This is a genomic window from Vibrio sp. S11_S32, assembly GCF_014694465.1.
Lineage (GTDB): Bacteria > Pseudomonadota > Gammaproteobacteria > Enterobacterales > Vibrionaceae > Vibrio > Vibrio algicola.
This window is the reverse complement of sequence record NZ_JAAUWS010000028.1, coordinates 14,665-32,187: the sequence shown is the minus strand read 5'-3', so window position 1 is coordinate 32,187 and position 17,523 is coordinate 14,665. Positions and strand designations below refer to the sequence as shown.

Genomic DNA, 17,523 nt, shown 5'->3' with positions numbered 1-17,523 from the left:
TGTACTGCTTTTTCCAACGAGCAACCGCAGTAGCGCCAGCGCCTGATATATCCATAATTTGTTGATTGGTATAATGCTCTTCAATCATCAATCTGGCGTACTCGTGCTTTTGTTTATGTGTGTAATTTAGTCGTTTTTTTCGAGTGTTAATATTCATAGTTAGGTTCCTATATTGCAGTCAATTATAGGCTATAGAACCCTCCAAGATCATTAAACCATTACATTTTTAACCAAACAAGGACAGACATAATGACAATACTGACAAAAAAATGGTTTTCACTGCCCATTGCAGGTGCAATAACATTATTGCTTGCTGCTTGTAGTGGATCGCCATCCATGACCTTTCCCGCTTTAACCGATAGTAGCGTTAAAACCCCCGGCACGATTGTTTGGCGCGATTTGGCAACCACCAATCCAGAGCAAGTTAAACCTTTTTACCAACATGTTTTGGCTGGAAATTTGAAGCCATTAACGATGATTACAGCCTGATCCAATATCAAGAACAATACATTGCCGGTATGGAAAAACTGCCGGCGAACAGCAATACCAACTATTGGTTACCGGTTATTTCAACCGACAATATTGACCAAACCGTAAGCTTGTCAGAAAAAGCCGGTGGCAAAACCTTAATTAAGAAAACCACTTTAAAAGGACGTGTGTAGTGGTGATATTGCCGTATTGCAAGATCCTCAAGGGGCCGTATTCTCTGTTCTCAATACCGTATCAGGCGACCCAGTTACACTGCCGAAACAATCAGGTAATTGGATGTGGCAAGAAGTGTGGACCCAAGATGTCGCGCAAAGCCAAGCGTTTTATCAGCAACTTGGGCAGTATAAAAACGGTGAAAAAACACTGGCGAAAAATAGTTATCAGTATTTAACGATTAACAACAAACCTGCTTTTGGTTTTGTTAAAAAGCCTAACGCTGATGTCAGTACCACTTGGGTTAACTACATAAGAGTCGATAATGTAAAAACGACGATTGAGAAAGTAAAGCAAAATGGCGGCGTGGTATTAATGGCCCCAACGAAAGCCGTTCGCAATGGTACTGTTGCCATCATCCGTGATCCTGCTGGCGCAGGCTTTGTCATGCAGGAGAGCAAAAAATGAAGAATTTAAAACGAATCATTGCGTTAACAGCAACTGTATTACTTTTGGCTTCTTGTACTCCTTATGCCAATTTAGACATTGGAGCGCCATTTAAAATTGGACCAGTCTATGTCAACCCTAGCATTGGTATCGGCGGCAATTTATAACGCCGAATGTCAAACAATCTGTAGCAATAAGCTATACTTAATGTCACTTAGATTGGATTAACTAAGATTAGTTTACCTGTAGAAAATGTACCTATGTTTATAGATAAAAGATCGCTGATTGTGACCAATCTCCGATCTTTTTTGTATAGAAACTAACCTTTGTGATCTATCCCGAATTTACTTTTTTATAACAGGAGTAATCTAAAAAACATAGAAATTAAATGGACTAATCAACAGTTCTTCAACTAAAGACAGTCGTATATTGATGCCATCAATAAAAACGATAATGGTGTTGAAAAGCGGGGGGTGATAATATGAATATGTTAAATAAAATATTAGCAGCTGTCGTTGGGTTCATCTTTGGTATTTTTGGTGTCCCAGCAATAGTGTATATACTTACCATGCTTGGTTCTCCAGATCATTACCTTGTCCAATCGCCTGATTTACTCAATCCAATTAATTTTTATAGTCAATTAGATTTTCTAAAAAATGTTGTGATTTTATTACCAGCAATTGGCTTAGGCATGTTTTTAGCTTATGAAGGGTTTACACACACAGGACAAAATGCCCATTAATAGAGATTAGATACAAAAAGAGACGTTACGATTAAGCAACGTCTCTTTTTTGTGAATGACATTTTCCGTCATGTTATTTCTTAATCGGAAGTATTATTGAGCTAATTGGCTCACCGTATCCGACAATGAACTCATACCTGACTGTAAGCTATCTTTGGCATCTTCATAGCCATCTTGAATTTCTTCTGCTTGTCTTAAATTCAGCATATCCATGATTGGATCTTGATATTTAATACCAAGACCAACCCCCATCGCAATCAAAATAATTCCAAATATTAGCTTGGTCATTGTGTTCCTTGCTTCTATCTTTAAGTTTATCGCTCTAATTTTACACAAATAAAACAATTCGTCTACCTAGCTTTATACATACTGTCATTAACAAATCTTTCGCCTTGAAGTGCTTTAGTGATACATGGATAATAGCGGATTGAAAACAAACCCGATAAATTTTAGGTGAATATCTATGTCAACTGAATCGACTTTACTCGCTCGTTGCGACTCAAAATGTGAGCTTTGCTCTTCTACTTCTGATCTTGCTCCTTTTGTTGTAGCGCCTCACACATACATCACTGTCGATCACGCTACCATTCTTTGTGGTACTTGCCGCGCACAGGTTGAGTCACCAGAAAGCATGGATGTTAACCACTGGCGCTGCTTAAATGACAGTATGTGGAGTCAGGTACCTCAAGTGCAAGTTCTGGCTTGGCGTCAACTGACCAACCTATCTCGTCAAGGTGAAACTTGGGCTAACGAGTTGCTTGATATGATGTATATCGAAGAAGAAACCAAAAACTGGGCAGAAATCGGCATGGATGAAGACGAAGAAAAAGCGCGCGATATCAATGGCGTTGTTCTTCAAAAAGGTGATGATGTGACTGTTACTAAAGATTTACCGGTTAAAGGATCTTCAACTATTATCAAACAAGGTACTGTCGTTCGTAACATTAGCCTAGACGCTGATCCGCGTTTGATTTCAGGTAAAGCAAACGGTCAATCTATGTACTTAATTGCTGAGTACTGCCGTAAGAAGTAAAACTAACAAATCATTTATTTAAAAATGGCGTTAATCCTTTGATTTAACGCCATTTTCATATCCAACTTAAATAATAGCTTGTCAAAAATAGCACTTTTGAATATTTAAAGTTGAGGTCCAATCGTCAAAATTAAATTATCTTGATATTGACCTGCAAGTGCAGATTTAGTGTCATCTAAAATTCGCATTTGCATTTTAACCAGCTTCTTGCCTTTCCCTGATACCCTTTCAAACACTGCTGTTTTATTTGATTTTGACGGCTGAAACTTAAATTTTTGTCGCACATCAAGCATCACTTCATAATGAATGCGGTATTCATTATTTCTGGCATTAACTAATGCTCCGTTCGTTGATTCAATAGAAACTTGAGTTAATGTATTACTGTTAAATAATAGCATTACTTTTTGTGTGTTTCCTTTATACAGATTACCAAAATCAATTTCATAGTTACCATAATGATTGGTTTGCCTTTTCCCTCTTACTTGTACGGATGCAACTGGTTCAACTGAAAAACTGACACTTTGAGATGATACGCTAGAGGTATTAACTATTTTCTTTTTTGCATCAAAAATTAAAAAATCAAAGAATGTAGAATAGTTTCCTGGCATTAATTCAAATGGTGAACGAAGAACAAGGTAGACATGTGCTTCATTATCTTTTAACGGTAATAGGAACTTTTCATTCCAAATAGGTATCCTATTCATCTGATTATCTAGAATTTTAGCTTTAAAAGCATCTCGACCAGACCGGAAAACAATTGTTTTTTTAGCATTTAAAGCTAAGTAAGTCGTACAACTTTCGTTTGTGCTATTCACCACAACCTTGACAGGTAAAACATATTTACCTTGATGCAATATCACTCCAACAGGAGATTCGGTAATACTCCAATTAACCTCACATTGAGCCAAGCTTTTCATACTCATAGTAGAAAATAATATAACAACAAAAATTTTTAATACATTATGCATATCTACCCCCTTATGGAGCTTGAGTCCGTTGAAGGATAACAGTACCTGCTCTATACAAAAGATTAGATTCAGGTTGGATATCCAATTTCCCTTTAAATACTTGCCCGTCAAAAGAGACTTCGACATTATAAATACCGGTTGAAACCCCCTCTAAAGCAAACCTGCCATTACTATTAGTAAAAAAACTCACCGAGCGATCGCCCTGATAAGCCTTTCCAACCTTCAATGCAATTGGCTTTGAATCTTGATCTATAAATTGCCCAATGACGGTATTAGAAAAATCAGAGCCGACTTCTAGTATATGCCCAGTTAAACTACCAGGGGTGACATTGTACGAGCCACTCCCTAAATTATAACCAACCTGTGCGTCTGGTGATTCAATAATGACTCTACTTGTTATATGCGAACTTAAAGCCGTATGTGTCGATAAATATCGACTGGCAACGCCTTCATATTCATCCCTTGAAGGGTTAATTAAGACATCCGCAGTCAAAGAATCATGAACATCAACCATTGCAAGCGCTCCGATGGGTTGTGGAGATAAAGATACTCGCCCATCAACAAAAGCAAAAGTCGTCGATATATTACTGGTTAACGAAGATGATGACTCTTTATCCTGATTTAATTTATAATTATAGTTCATTCTGCCTCTAAACCGATTCGCAATATAATTTGATTCAACCGAAGCTGAAGAGTTATTATCGACGTATGTATAAGAAACTGAACCATCCAGATCGCCTACATATTTAGCCGAATCCGAACTCAGTTCTGCTCGAGTATAGTTTCCTCTCTGATCATAAGATAATGAGCCATAAATAGATGAATCTGAAATCATTCCACTCCAAGTGACGTTAAAGACATATCGGGTTTCCGCCGTGAAATTTTCAGAATCAGAATAATACTCGATTCCCGTTTTAGCGGTTAAACTATCCCATTGAAAAGATAATAAAGCCTTGCCATTATAGGTATCATTATAAAAGTACAATTCTTGATACTGCCCACTTAAATCTAAACTTAGTTGCTCAGTGATACCCTGACCAATGCTGACAATATAAGTATTACTGGTGTCGAATTGGTCACTATTTAAAAACCATGGTTGGGCAGAATAATTTTGTAGGAAATTCGCATTCAATCGAATATCTGTCCCGGTAAAAGTGGTGGTTGCAAAAAATGTCTGAGAGTAATCTACACTTAATGCCAATGATTCATCTCCCCCAGCAAAACCTTTGAGCGCTAAATTGTCATTTATAGATTCAGATAATAAATTGATACTTGGTCTTAGGGATAATGTACCTAACGAAGATGTGAATACAAGGTCAAGCCCGACAATCTGAGCATCAGGATGATAAGTACTAATAGCACCTAGGGTTATCCCATCAGTGAGTCCATAACGATACAATCCTGAAGCAATCCATGTTTCTTGGTATGTTGCTTTCAATCCATCACTACTGTAGTCAGAAACTATTCCGGTGGATAAATTAAAATCATCAAACCCTTTGGCTAATGGCGCTGCCGAATAAAAATTACTAAATTCTTTAATTTCTTGTTTTCCAGACAAATAATTTATCACTAATGATATGTCATTCGCACCACTTGAAATAGGCAGATCATCTAATGAGTAGCGACCTGGACGCAATTTAATTGTATTAAATAAACGACCATTAATTAAGATACTAACATCAGCAGACTCCGTTAATTCAAAAACCTGATTTGGCGCCGTTGTCGTCGTTTCTAAGGGTCTTAGCGTATTTTGACTACGAGAAATAGAAAGCCCTGTAATGGTAATAGAAGATAAATTATTCGTTGATGATGTATCCATCTCCCCCATAGAAATACGCATGGGGATTTGGGGTTGATCAAAATAAAGTAAGACAGGGCCTCTGCTTTCGGTTATTTCACCTTCGCCAGAAAAGTCAATGTTGCCATTCCAAATGAGATTGGCACCATAAACACCAAATAAATTTAATGCGCCAGTAATTTCAATCGTATTTTCAGATAGTTTCTCTTCGAAGTCATAACGATTGATAAAATTAAACGCATTTTGAAAGGTGACATTAGCACTGGAAGAATAATCGGGTACTTGATAGTCATAGCCAAAATCTAACGATGACATCGCCATCGCACCAGAATCAAGAGTCAGATCAAATTGCAAGTTTTGTGGGGAGAAGTTCAAATGAATACCATAACTATTCAATTCTTCGATTGTGATATCACCGTGCTCTTGGTTACTTATTTTTTGTAATAACTCTGAACTCACCAAGCCTTTAAACGCATTGGTCACTCGTTCAACATCCAGTTTTTCTACTGTCATGCCATCTGTTTCTATTTCTAATTGGGTTACCACCTTTCCTTCTATCTGTACTGGCAATTCGATCCACCACGTTGCCGCTTGTACAGAAAAGGAAAGCGTTGCTAAATATACCCAACAAATGCGTTTGATATTATTCACTAAAATCGACAGTCTTAACGGTCCCTACATTCGGGATATCCCCAGATTCAATAACAAACTGCCTCTCACGTTGAGGTAATAATATTTGAAAACCAGTGATAGGTGAATATTGGAACCATTTAAGGGTATTTTCCCCTTCGCTTCCTACAACGTTCATATTTAATTTAGAGAGGTCAACATACTTATTACCTTCATTTTTCAATTTAACATCAATTGATTTTTTATCTTTGTGATCCGCTATATTGGTAATTAAATTCGATTTAGCGTCTTTAGGTGAGACTAAAAGTAAAACATTGAAATGAAAAAGAAGTTGAACGCCTGATTTCCCCTGATTTTCATCAAGGGATAATTGCTTAAAAACCAAACGATAAGCTTCGGTTTGAGAAAGAATAGGCTCACCGATATATTTGAGTCGAAAAACTTGTGACGATTGAGGCGGTATCATTGTTTGGGGAGGCATAAGAAAAAAACTATCATCAGGTTGTGTGACTTCCTTGCCCTGTTCATTCACATGAGCACGTAATATCTCCGTCTCTATAGGAAGAGGTTTATCTGAATCATTGATCACTTTAAACGTCGCTGATGCTTTTTTTCCTAGCGGTTCCATTGCTTGTAAAAAAGGCTCGACCCTAAATGCGTAGCTATTACTTGATACTAAAATACAAACAATAAGCATCAAAATCTGCTTCATAAATACAATCCTTGTAAAAGAAGCGAACCACAAATGTGGTTCGCTTAAACTATCCTGCAATTATAATGTGCCTACAGGACCGATTTTTAGCGTTAAAACATCTGCATATGTATCAGCAACTGTGGTCGCCATTACATCTTCAGTTTGAAGATAAAGTTGTTTAATAGGTGGCGCTGCTGCAAGCTCAGTTAAAGTATGAGTACCCGCGGCATTTTTCTTAGTCCAGATTTCTGTAACAATATTTGATGTTTCTGTTAGTAGAATATGCGGCTTACCAGCACGGTGGATTAAATAGTTATTAGCTGATGTAGTTAAAGGGTGATCATTTTCATGGAAACGAAATGAATAAGTAATTTCTTCTCCATACGTACCGCCAAGTAACTTACCAGAGTTAGCTGAAGTTACGTTAACATCAGCAAAACCAGTACCATTGTTACACCATACTTTGACTGAACCAAAGTTATTTAATACCGAATTTTCTAACTGTAGCCCACCTGCGTTATCATCAACCACTTCCATCACACAATATTCTTCAATGACACCGCTAAGATTAAAGCTAACAGTATCACCAGCATTTAAATCAATCGCCGCGTTTGCAAAAGTTGGAGCAAAAGCGAGTGCAGCAGAAGCCGCTAGTAATTTCATTTTCATTGTCAATCCCTCGTAAAATATATTGTTTTTAAATGCTAGACTCGGCCAGCAATAAAATACTAGTCAGTTACGAAGATACCTGCCTCATCCTAAACGGGTGATTTAACCTGATTGAGCGGGTGATTTTCAGGTGAGATGTTATTCTCAAATTTATCAGTTACAAAGTTTATTAACTCTTTTCTTGAATGTATTTGCAGTTTGTTGAAAACATTTAAACTATGCGTTTTTATAGTATTAATACTAACATGATTTTCTTCAGCTATCTGACTATTAGTCAATCCTTCCAGCATAAACTTACAAGTATTAGTTTCTTTTAATGTTAAATCGTATTCTTGAGATAATTTATTAAGTACATCATCTAAATCCATTTCTTTATGATTTTCAGGTTTAATCACAGAACAAAGTACAATGCGAGAATACCAATACTCGCCATTTAGAATTGAACGGACAGCTTTAGGGAGTTGCTCCATAAGCATTGGTTGGTCTATCACACCAACATAACCTAGGGTTAGAAAGCGCCTAGCTAAGTCAAAAGTCAGCTTAGTATTGATAGCAAGACACTTGTAGCTTTGTCTCGTACCTGTAGGAGAGAAATTTGTCGGAATTTGAATTGTATTAAAATCTATAATAACCAACTTATTATGATATTGTTTTTTATCTAAAAAATTAAAGTTTTTTTCGTAATAAAATTCATCTGGTCTTGGAGACAGTCGCTGGAAAACCTCATTTAAAATAGGGAATAAACTTTCATTTTTACTCACTAAAACTATATGATTGCAACTGAATTTTTCCAACATACCTCATCCTATCGGTAGATAACCAATTTAATTTTTATACTATTAAAGTTTAGATTATAAAAAATTAAACTCATACTTTTTTATTATCAAAAATTATTGCAAACCCCCAGACATCACATTTATTGACTATTTATTTGACAAAATCATGACATTAGCTCTCACCCCTCGATTAAAATAATAATACTCCCATTTTATATACGGGCATAAAAAAACCAGCACTAGGCTGGTTTTCGTATTCATAAAGCAATGTTGAAATCTAATGGGTTAGTACAACCCAAGATCTTTGCGCAAATGTTCAGATAACGCTGACGTATCATTAGTGACGGCATTCGTTGCTTGGCTTTTGCCAAATAGTACATCTGAAAAATGCTGAATCAATCCTTTGAAGCTAACCGAGTAGGCTTTTTGGTCCATTGATGGTGTGGCAACAGTATCTAAAATTGCTTGTGTCATCTGGCTTCTCACTCTTTATTAACTTATTAATATATGGCGATAATACGAACGATTTTGTATAAGTCATAATGAGAAAAACCACACTTTCACATTAGTTTTTCTAATTTACAATCTAATAACAATGCCAGAATGTTTGATATTTAACATATCTGAATTTAATACATAAAATCAAAGTGATAGATTAAAACCTTAAGATTATGGGAATCAATAATGAGCCAGTGTACATTTCATTAACAAATACTGTCGATAAGTTTTTTAGACTCTTTCAGTCACTATTATTCCGCAACCCATTGCGCCTCTAAAAGCACATGTTCATATTGCTTAATACGACCAGTAAAAATATCACCTTGATGTACTACCCCTACACCACTTGGCGTACCCGTCATGATCACATCGCCATTTTCAAGCTTACTGTAGCTTAATACTTCTTGCACAATATGATCCGGAGTATAGAGCATTTGATTCACGCCACCGGCTTGTACCTTAACGCCATTAATTAATAACTCTAAAGATAAGCCTTGCCAATCTCCATTACTGATCGAAACAAACTGACTGAGTACTGCCGCGCCATTAAATGCTTTTGCTCTTTCCCATGGCAGTTGTTTCCCTTTCAACTTTGATTGTAATTGGCGCTTGGTTAAGTCCAAGCCAAATCCAACCGCATGAATTTTTTTACTTTTTATCACAAAGCAGATTTCACCTTCATAATGCAACGGCTCTTGATGAAGTGAAGTTAAGGTTGCGCTGATGGCAGAATTAGGCTTATTGAAGACCACCATTTCATCTGGCATCACATTATTAAGCTCTTTGATATGCTCGGCATAATTGCGCCCGACACAAACCACTTTGGACGGTTTTATTTTCTTTCCATCGACAATAATATTGTTCATACCATTTCCTTGTCTTGAGTTTGAGTGTGATGTCGATAGTTTTGATCAAGCTCACTGATCCCTAAACCACTTTTCTTATGTACTTTGATTTGAACTGGGATCCGCTCTTTCATTGCATCAATATGGCTGATCACACCAATCATTTTACCCGAGGCATTTAAGTTATCTAATGCATTTAACGCCATATCTAAAGTGTCAGCATCTAATGTGCCAAAACCTTCATCTAAAAATAACGAATCGATACTGGTTTTATGGCTGACCAGATCCGACAAGGCTAATGCCAAGGCTAAACTGACTAAAAAGCTCTCCCCTCCAGATAAGGTTTTGGTGTCTCGAATCGTATCCCCTTGCCAAGTATCCACCACAGAAAGGGCCAATCCCTCTATCGATAATAAGTTAGAACTCGTTGCCTCCTCTGCCATCGCCAAGCCTGAACGTTGCAATAAATAACGTCCATGCAAACGGTTTAGCTGTTTATTCGCCAGATACACCAAATTATCGAGGGTTAAGCCTTGAGCAAATTTCCTAAACTTATCGCCACTTTTAGAACCGATGAGGGAATGTAAATATTGCCAGTCATCATACGTTGAGCGCATCGATTCAATTTTTTCAAACAAAGATTGCTGCCCTGCTCGGCGCTGCACATCTGACTCGATCTCATGCTCAACTTGACCTGCTCGGTGAGATTTTTGTTCGATATTATCACTTAAAGACTGGATATTCTGTTCGACACTATTCGGGCTAACGGATAACCATTGCTTGGCTTGTTCAAGTTGCATGATCTGCTGATACTGCGAGGTGGCATTGTCAACTAAGGCCGTTTGGCGCTCAATACGATTGGTGATATCTTTTTGTAATACCAACAATTTTTGCCTGTCTTCTGTCGTTAATAATGCCGCCTCAAATTGTTGCTGAGTATCAAATGGACTTAGTTGTAACTGCTGCTGCCACTCTGACTCTCTTTGTTGGTATCGACTCACTAACTGTTGTAATTGTTGTGCGATGGTATCTATTTCGGCTGATAACGTCTGTTGTTGCGTATTCAATTGCTGAAACAGCGTCTGTGCTTGATGACATTGCTTTTCTGCCTGTTCGAGTGCTATTTGGCTATGTCGCTTTTCATCCATGACAAGTTTATCATCGAACACAGCGCGCCTTTGTAGGCGTAAATGATCCAGTTTATTGCTCGCCTCTAATTGAGTATGCTGCATTTTATCGACCGTCACTTGTTTGTCTTGCAACGTACTCGCAGCATTCGATATTTGTTCTTGCAAACGAACCAATTGATTTTGCAGCTCGGTATTTGTTTCATGGTGTTTTTGCCATTGCTGGGCAGCTTGTTGTTTATCTGACAGCCAATCTGCTATCACGCTATGCGGCACAGTATTTTCACCCACCTCAGCTTGCGGTAGTGCATATCCCAACGCCTGCCATTGACGGCATAACGCCTGATAAATGTTACTGCTTTCGCTCGCCAGATTTTGCTTTTGTAATATTGAATCTTCAATCTGTGATTGTTGCGTGTGCTGTTGCAGTTTCAAAGTGGCAACATCAGACTGCGATCGTTCCAATAATCGTTCACTCGACACCAACGCTTCTTTGCTCGTCGATACCTGTTTCTCAATTTTTTTGTATTGGTTAATACGATGCGTTAAATCATCAATCTCGCGCGGTAACTGGTGCTCTAATTGTTTTATTTTTTCAGGTTGATTAATTTCCGATAATAGCGAATCTAACCCCACGCGCGCACGGTTTATTTTCTCAACCCATTGCCGTTCCAGATCTGCGATGTCTTGTGCCGATTGAACTTGCTGTTTGCTCAATTCATCGATGTGCCTGCGCACCGAATCTAATTGTGTTCGCGCCAATATTCCCTGTGATTCAATCTGTTGTTTTTCCTGCTCTGCTTGTTCTTTGTTAATACTCAATTGTGAGCGAGACAAAGCTTGACCCGATTGTATTAAAGGGTGATCTAATCCACCACAAAGTGGACACGCTTTTCCTTGTGACAATTGGGCTCGATAGTCAGAAAAATGGGTATCTTGGTCTATGAGTTGAGTGTAACTTTTAATTAAATTATCTTTGGTTTTATAGCTGTCACGCAGCGTCGTGCATTGTTCGGTAAGTTGCTTTAGTTGAGTATCCAGCTCAGTTAAACGAGGTGCGATAGCTTGATTTTGGGACGATAATTTTAGCCATAATTGCTGGATCACATTCAACTGAAAAACCTGCTGCTGTTGTTGTGATTTTAACGTTAATTGAGCTTCAAGTTGCTGCAGTTTATCCTGCTCATCATGTTTATTCTCGGTTTCAATTTGCCACTCTTGAAGCGCGGCTTGATATAATGCATTTTTACCATGCACATCCGTTTGTTGTTGGTTCAATTGCATTTCTACTTGAGCGCACCTTTGCTTCAGCTGCAATTGTTGGTCTTGCTCGGTGTTTATCTTCTGAGTTAACGTGGCCATTTTGTGATCATTTTGCGCAATATGCCCAACTTGTAATTGCCAAGCATGTATATATTGTGCGATGGCTTGATCGTTAGCATGTTGATGCAAATAAGTTTGGCTCACTTGGCGTTGTTGTTGAGTATTTTGCTGTTGTTGTTCTAGCTTTTGTACCTGTTTTTTAGTCTCTGATAATTGCAATGCTTGTTGACTCAGTAGATTTTGCTGTTCTTTTTGCTGTGTTTGAGCATGCATTATTTCATTATCTAGAGGCTGAACTTTTTCATCCACTAACGTCAATAAGTCTTGATGTTGTTGCTTAAGCGATTGCAGTTGGCTATTAACCTGTTCGGCTTGTTGTTGAGCGTTAAGCTGCAAAACCTCTTGCTCAAGGTGCTGTTTCTTCTTGCTCGCTAACTGTTGGTCAGTCTGTATTTTATGCTGTCTTGATTCTTGCCATAATTGAAATGGCATTCGCAGTTTTTCTGCCGGTTCGCTGTTGGCTAATAATGACAATTCGGTTTGAGCCAATTGTTTGGCCGTTAAAGCATCCGTCATCGCATTTTCAGCGTTGAGTTTTGCTTGCTGCAATTTATCGTGCTGTTGCCACCATTGCAGATGCTGCTGCCATTCCTGTAGCTGCTTTTTATCTAGATTTATTTGATTAGATAATTGCTCACCCTCAAGCGTTAAATTACTAATTTGTTCCTCAGTTAACAGCTGTACACCTTTGGCCTGCGATTCAAGCTCACTAAGCCGTTGCTTGGCAGCAGTAAAGTGTTCATGAACTTTTTCAGAAATATCACCGTAAATCTCAGTGCCGGTTAATTCTTCAAGTAATTCCGCTCGCTCCGATTCTTTTGCATTTAAAAAAGCAGAAAATTGGCCTTGAGATAACATCATAGACTTAGTAAAGCGAGAGAAGTCCAGCCCCGTCAGTGATTTCATCACGCTGTCTTTTCGCTTTATTTGACTGGCGAGAATTTTACCTGACGCGACTTCTGCCAGTTCGACGACCGCCGATTGTAAGTTGCCATCCGCTTTACCTCGCGAGCGACGCATGCTCCAGAAAGCACGATATGCGATCCCTTTAACTTCAAATTCCACTTCTGATAAACATTCAGCGGTTCCGCGCGTCATAATTTCATTAGAAGAGGTTGAGATCAGTCCTAAGCGAGGGGTTTGATGATAAAGGGCCAGACAAATCGCATCTAACATGGTGGTTTTACCCGCGCCGGTTGAACCTGTGATCGCAAATAATCCATTTTCAGCAAAAGGGGATTGAGTAAAATCAATTTTCCAATCACCTTTAAGTGAATTCAAATTTGAAAAACGTAAACTTAAGATCTTCACTTAACGTCTCCTTGTGGCATTACCGCATCATTTTCAGCCAGATCTTTCAACTCTACTTCTGATAACACCACTTTAAAATGGTCAAGGATCCTCGATTTTCTTTGCAGCTCAATATCGGTTTCAAACGTCTCCAGTTGCAAACGTTTCGCAAACACATCTTGTGGGCTTAGCTCTGCCAAGGTTTCATTTTGCATTTGAGTCAATGCTTTTGCTTGTTGGGAGCGTGTTCGGCGTAGTTGCAACACTTCTACATTCAGCCCTTCGACCAAGCTTTGAATGCGAGCTTGTAAATCGGATAAATAATCTTGCACTTCAACATGTATACACAACCATACGGTATCTTTTACCTGTGTAAACTGCTGCAGTTGTTGTTCTATTTGTTGTAAATCACCTTTGATGACCGCCATCGCTTGAAAGATAGGAATAGGGGTCGGTGTTATTTTTTTCTGGTTATTATCAAATTCCACAACCACCACTTGTTTGTTCGCGATTTGAATTCTTTGTCTAGTCTGAGTGCCAGCCTCAGCTTGCTCGATACTCTTTATTTCATCAAAGCCTTTTATCTCATCAAAACTTAACGGGATCGGTGAGCCGCAATAGCGAATAGATTCTGATTTAGCCACAATCTGAGGGCGGTGGATATGACCTAAAGCCATATAATCCACAGGAGGGAAAGCCCCTGCATCAAAAGCTTCAAGAGAGCCAATATAAATATCGCGAACTGATTCGGATGCGGTGACACCAACTGCGGTTAAATGCCCCGTGGCGACAATTGGCAGTTGTGCATCAAGTGAATCTCGAACTTGTTCAGCATATTGATACAACTGATGGTAATGATGCTTTATCGCAAGTCCAAGTGATTGTTTTTTATCCACGCTGGTTTCACCCGCAAGACTTTGCACCACATCTCTAGGTCGAACAAATGGTACCGCGCATAATATTGCACCAACCTCTCCCGATTGCGTTTTTAAGGTAAGTACCTGACTGGTGAGATCTTCATTGCTATTGGCGATGACATGGGTATTTAAACATGCGAGTAATTCTTTCGATTCATTTAACATCGAGACTGAATCATGGTTTCCACCTAAAACCACTAACGTACAACCCGTTTTATGCACATCAACCACAAATTGATTGTACATTTCGCGTGCATAGCTTGGAGGCGATCCGGTATCGAACACATCTCCGGCCACAATAATGGTATCAATTGATTGCTTCTCTACTAACTCAAGTAACCATTGCAAAAATTTTTGATGTTCACGTTTACGGCTTTTACTGAAAAAATTCTGGCCAAGGTGCCAATCTGATGTGTGTAAAATTTTCATAAAATAATGAACTTATTAACTCTGAAATAGATAAACAATTGTGCCATAAAATCAAATTTCAGGCATAAAAAAAGCTCAGGAAAGTTATCCTGAGCTTGTTACAAAAACCATTACAAAGTAATAGCCAGCTATGCGTAACCATTAATGGTGTGTTCATATGCTTAACTGATCAGCGGCCAAACCAAAAGCTAAGCAAACACTTCGTAAAGCACTTTACAATGGGATACGAATGATAACTCTGAATATAAAATTCAAAGTTACTCACTTCATATGTACCGATTGAAACGGTTTCATATTTTTATGAAGTGGGTCGCAAATATTAACTTAGTTCTAGAATATTGTCATTAAGACCATACCAAAAACAAGATTATAAAATTTCGACCTTGTCATCAGCATAATTTTTGAACATGGCATTTTCTAACTCTTCAACACTTGCAGGATTCCATAATCTATTTTGAATCCCTTTTACCACCATATAGATAACTGCAGTATCAATTGCCGACATCAATGCAATATTGACCGGTTCATTGTTGGTATACCCCATTTCAACCTCTAGAAGATCTTTATAATCAATGTACCGGAATGCACCAGCGCTTAACTCATAAGACAGGATGGTTTTATTGGTCATGATACTGGAGAGAATTTTACCACTGCGGACATCTACGGTTCTTAGGCTAACTGTCACTTGACCTGTTCTATATTTACCCGACGAGCCAATACCTAAGTAACGCGCCCCTACACCGCCTGTTTTTATGTTGGTATCATAGGCAACAATCCCACCTTCAATCAATATGTTAGCAGATTGTAATGATGGTAGTGTTCCATTATGGTTGAATGCTTCTCCATGATTTTGCGCCGCTCTTATCATTTTTCGTTCGGTCAGTAGATTTTGTAATCCTTCCCTTTCTAACGGTGCAAACCAACCAGAATCAATAAGAGACATCGTAAGTAAAGCGGTCGCCCCCTGACTGACTGCAGTGGAAAAATTACTATTCGGTTGTGGACGATATTGACCAGTTTGATCTCTGAAGTCGTAGACCGAAACCATGATAATACCTTGTGGTTTTGGCAAGTTAATGAGATCGGAATATGCAGCACCTCGGTACATCAATTTAGAGCTTTCATCAGAGTCCGGAATATCTAACGAGTTTGAGCAGCCAGCGACCACAAATGTTATTAATACCATCAAGATTTTAGACATGATAAATAATCCCTTTTTAATTAGACAGTGGTCCACTCACTTCTATGATGGAAGATTCTCCTGTAATTTTATCGAAAATATTTAAAGTTAACCCCCCATTACCATCGTCCAATACATTTAAAATGAAGTCATTTGTTTCTAATTGACCACTGTCACTTTTTCCAGAGCTAACGTCATCCAGTAAATTATTTAAAATCTCGACTCTAGTGTAGTGGCAAGTCGGTCGGCGGCGGTGAGGCCAAAGCCATCACTATCTGGCTCATACTGATCGATCGCATTGGCAACATTGAGTAAATGTGTACCATTATAAGGGTTACCACCAAAACTTGGATTAATGTGCTGGTAAATTAGCTCTGTCGCAAGACTTCCGTTAGCAAAAGCAAAGCTAAGCCTATGACTAAAAATACCATGTTGTCCCAGGTCTCAGGCCGTTCCAACAATAATTTTCAAATCAACGTACAGGAACTCCCGATTCATTTATTTATTGCAACCGACGTCACAGCGCTAAATGCAGAGCAACATTTTAAAATTGACCAACAATGTCAGATAGAAAAACAATAAAATTTACACTGTAAACTCAATACGAACTTACTCTACTTCACCGTTTCACATACAACGAGAGTGATACTTGCCCTTCTTGAAGCAGAGTATTGACCCAAAATTCAAGTCCGAAGTTCAATTCTTTGAATGTCAAATCAGTAGGTAGATCATTTTCTGAATGATCTCTCCGTTGGTTTTTATCGAGTATAAAATTTTATCGAGACGACGAAAAAATTTCATTCTGCAAGCCATTTTTTATTCTATATACTCAGTTAAAATTCTAATGGAATAGCTAATATGTCGGACTCTATCCGTATTCGTGCACTAGAAAAAGATGATTTACGATTCATCCACAGCTTAAACAATAATCGTAGTGTAATGTCTTATTGGTTTGAAGAGCCTTATGAGTCGTTTATGGAACTTGAAAGCCTGTATGTGAAGCATATCCATGATTTAAATGAGCGTCGCTTCATTGCTGAAAATGGTGATCGTGAGCATGTCGGATTGGTGGAATTAGTCGAAATAAATTACATTCATCGTACCGCAGAATTTCAGATCATCATTGCGCCTTACTTCCAAGGTAGAGGTTATGCACGCGAAATCATTGATCGCGCGGTCAACTACGCATTTAAAATATTGAACGTCAATAAGCTGTATCTACAAGTGTCCGATGAAAACGAGAAAGCCGTCTATCTCTATGAAAGTTTTGGCTTTAAACAAGAAGGGCTTTTAATTGAAGAGTTCTTTATGAATGGCCAATATCGAAATGCGATTCGCATGTATATGCTGCAGCGTGACTATCTCAATAGGCAAGATCAACCCAGTGCAATTAATGCGGTCAAATAATCGAGAAAATGCGCAAGATCAGCTCTGATCTTGCGCATTTATTCAAAA

General features: G+C 38.3%; 19 protein-coding genes and 1 pseudogene. 7 read left to right on the top strand and 13 right to left on the bottom strand.

Annotation, left to right across the window (positions count from 1 at the left end; all coding sequences use genetic code 11):
* A pseudogene (locus HC723_RS17900) lies at positions 1–157 on the bottom strand (IS3-like element ISSde8 family transposase); the annotation flags it as partial.
* 92 nt (positions 158–249) lie between these two features.
* Here HC723_RS17900 and HC723_RS17345 point away from each other — a divergent pair.
* The 5 genes from HC723_RS17345 (at position 250) to HC723_RS12270 (ending at position 1,831) form a co-directional block, all read left to right on the top strand.
* Positions 250–489 carry a hypothetical protein gene (locus HC723_RS17345; RefSeq protein ID WP_203218770.1) on the top strand — a complete coding sequence of 80 codons (240 nt, stop codon included), beginning with the start codon at positions 250–252 and terminating at the stop codon, positions 487–489.
* A gap of 29 nt (positions 490–518) precedes the next feature.
* Complete coding sequence (locus HC723_RS17340; protein WP_203218769.1) at positions 519–662, top strand: hypothetical protein; 144 nt, start codon at positions 519–521, stop codon at positions 660–662.
* On the top strand, positions 655–1,110 hold the full coding sequence (locus HC723_RS17335; protein ID WP_203218768.1) for a VOC family protein: 456 nt from the start codon (positions 655–657) through the stop codon (positions 1,108–1,110). Before HC723_RS17340 ends, HC723_RS17335 begins: the two co-directional genes overlap by 8 nt.
* Entirely contained in the window at positions 1,107–1,256 is a 150-nt protein-coding gene (locus tag HC723_RS12275) for a hypothetical protein (RefSeq protein ID WP_178306509.1), read from the top strand. Before HC723_RS17335 ends, HC723_RS12275 begins: the two co-directional genes overlap by 4 nt.
* Positions 1,257–1,570: 314 nt before the next feature.
* Positions 1,571–1,831, top strand: a complete 261-nt coding sequence (locus HC723_RS12270) for a hypothetical protein (protein ID WP_153448439.1) — start codon at positions 1,571–1,573, stop codon at positions 1,829–1,831.
* A gap of 93 nt (positions 1,832–1,924) precedes the next feature.
* Here HC723_RS12270 and HC723_RS12265 read toward each other — a convergent pair whose 3' ends face one another.
* Complete coding sequence (locus HC723_RS12265; protein ID WP_153448437.1) at positions 1,925–2,119, bottom strand: YtxH domain-containing protein; 195 nt, start codon at positions 2,117–2,119, stop codon at positions 1,925–1,927.
* Positions 2,120–2,294: 175 nt separating this feature from the next.
* Between HC723_RS12265 and HC723_RS12260 the strand changes: the two genes are divergently transcribed.
* Positions 2,295–2,864, top strand: coding sequence for a PhnA domain-containing protein (locus tag HC723_RS12260; RefSeq protein WP_153448436.1), 570 nt, complete (start codon positions 2,295–2,297; stop codon positions 2,862–2,864).
* A gap of 104 nt (positions 2,865–2,968) precedes the next feature.
* Here HC723_RS12260 and HC723_RS12255 read toward each other — a convergent pair whose 3' ends face one another.
* The 11 genes from HC723_RS12255 to HC723_RS17895 all read right to left on the bottom strand — a co-directional run bounded on the left by HC723_RS12255 (position 2,969) and on the right by HC723_RS17895 (position 16,425).
* On the bottom strand, positions 2,969–3,832 hold the full coding sequence (locus tag HC723_RS12255; RefSeq protein ID WP_190339306.1) for a hypothetical protein: 864 nt from the start codon (positions 3,830–3,832) through the stop codon (positions 2,969–2,971).
* Positions 3,833–3,842: 10 nt separating this feature from the next.
* Positions 3,843–6,281 carry a hypothetical protein gene (locus tag HC723_RS12250; RefSeq protein WP_190339305.1) on the bottom strand — a complete coding sequence of 813 codons (2,439 nt, stop codon included), beginning with the start codon at positions 6,279–6,281 and terminating at the stop codon, positions 3,843–3,845.
* The gene (locus HC723_RS12245; protein WP_190339304.1) at positions 6,274–6,972 is read right to left on the bottom strand and encodes a fimbrial biogenesis chaperone; all 699 of its coding nucleotides are present in this window, start codon (positions 6,970–6,972) and stop codon (positions 6,274–6,276) included. Before HC723_RS12245 ends, HC723_RS12250 begins: the two co-directional genes overlap by 8 nt.
* Before the next feature lie 60 nt (positions 6,973–7,032).
* The gene (locus HC723_RS12240; RefSeq protein WP_190339303.1) at positions 7,033–7,623 is read right to left on the bottom strand and encodes a hypothetical protein; all 591 of its coding nucleotides are present in this window, start codon (positions 7,621–7,623) and stop codon (positions 7,033–7,035) included.
* 89 nt (positions 7,624–7,712) lie between these two features.
* Positions 7,713–8,420, bottom strand: a complete 708-nt coding sequence (locus tag HC723_RS12235) for a helix-turn-helix transcriptional regulator (protein WP_190339302.1) — start codon at positions 8,418–8,420, stop codon at positions 7,713–7,715.
* 264 nt (positions 8,421–8,684) lie between these two features.
* Complete coding sequence (locus HC723_RS12230) at positions 8,685–8,873, bottom strand: hypothetical protein (protein ID WP_190339301.1); 189 nt, start codon at positions 8,871–8,873, stop codon at positions 8,685–8,687.
* Positions 8,874–9,148: 275 nt separating this feature from the next.
* Complete coding sequence (locus HC723_RS12225) at positions 9,149–9,763, bottom strand: fumarylacetoacetate hydrolase family protein (RefSeq protein ID WP_190339300.1); 615 nt, start codon at positions 9,761–9,763, stop codon at positions 9,149–9,151.
* Positions 9,760–13,563 carry an AAA family ATPase gene (locus tag HC723_RS17810; protein ID WP_190339299.1) on the bottom strand — a complete coding sequence of 1,268 codons (3,804 nt, stop codon included), beginning with the start codon at positions 13,561–13,563 and terminating at the stop codon, positions 9,760–9,762. The genes HC723_RS12225 and HC723_RS17810 overlap by 4 nt, the downstream gene beginning before the upstream one ends.
* On the bottom strand, positions 13,560–14,888 hold the full coding sequence (gene sbcD / locus HC723_RS12215) for an exonuclease subunit SbcD (RefSeq protein WP_190339298.1): 1,329 nt from the start codon (positions 14,886–14,888) through the stop codon (positions 13,560–13,562). Before sbcD ends, HC723_RS17810 begins: the two co-directional genes overlap by 4 nt.
* A gap of 367 nt (positions 14,889–15,255) precedes the next feature.
* Complete coding sequence (locus HC723_RS12210; protein ID WP_190339297.1) at positions 15,256–16,089, bottom strand: CsgG/HfaB family protein; 834 nt, start codon at positions 16,087–16,089, stop codon at positions 15,256–15,258.
* A gap of 189 nt (positions 16,090–16,278) precedes the next feature.
* Positions 16,279–16,425, bottom strand: a complete 147-nt coding sequence (locus HC723_RS17895) for a curli assembly protein CsgF (RefSeq protein WP_446751403.1) — start codon at positions 16,423–16,425, stop codon at positions 16,279–16,281.
* Positions 16,426–16,926: 501 nt separating this feature from the next.
* On the opposite strand from HC723_RS17895, the gene speG reads away from it, so the two are divergent.
* On the top strand, positions 16,927–17,475 hold the full coding sequence (gene speG / locus HC723_RS12200) for a spermidine N1-acetyltransferase (RefSeq protein ID WP_153448419.1): 549 nt from the start codon (positions 16,927–16,929) through the stop codon (positions 17,473–17,475).
* Positions 17,476–17,523 lie beyond the last annotated feature (48 nt).